This window comes from Arthrobacter sp. 10N44_2, from assembly GCF_056394385.1.
The window spans coordinates 1-360 of the sequence record NZ_JBFTHT010000066.1 but is presented as its reverse complement, the minus strand read 5'-3'; the positions used below and the strand labels follow the sequence as shown (position 1 = coordinate 360).

Sequence of the window (360 nt, the reverse complement as noted above, 5' to 3'; positions counted from 1 at the left end):
CACCCGTTCGCCACTAATCCCCGGTGCAAGCACCGGATCATCGTTCGACTTGCATGTGTTAAGCACGCCGCCAGCGTTCATCCTGAGCCAGGATCAAACTCTCCGTTGAAGTAAAACAGACACAACATGCGCCCCCGGGAAAACGGGATRCACACGCTGCACAAAATTTGAAACCAGCCAAATAACACCAGACCACACCACGGGGTGGCGGGCCCGGCAAATTCAACCAATTCAATACAATAAATTGGTATCAACAAACTTGGCACACTATTGAGTTCTCAAACAACAGACACACCCGGCACCACCACAACCAACAAACAGTCRMGGATCGCTCCGGAGCAACTTTTCAAACTTACCCGA

At 51.0% G+C, this 360-nt stretch carries 1 rRNA gene; it reads right to left on the bottom strand.

From position 1 onward, the window contains the following. Positions 1-109 (bottom strand): 16S ribosomal RNA (locus tag AC1DBX_RS20745); the annotation flags it as partial. Positions 110-360 lie beyond the last annotated feature (251 nt).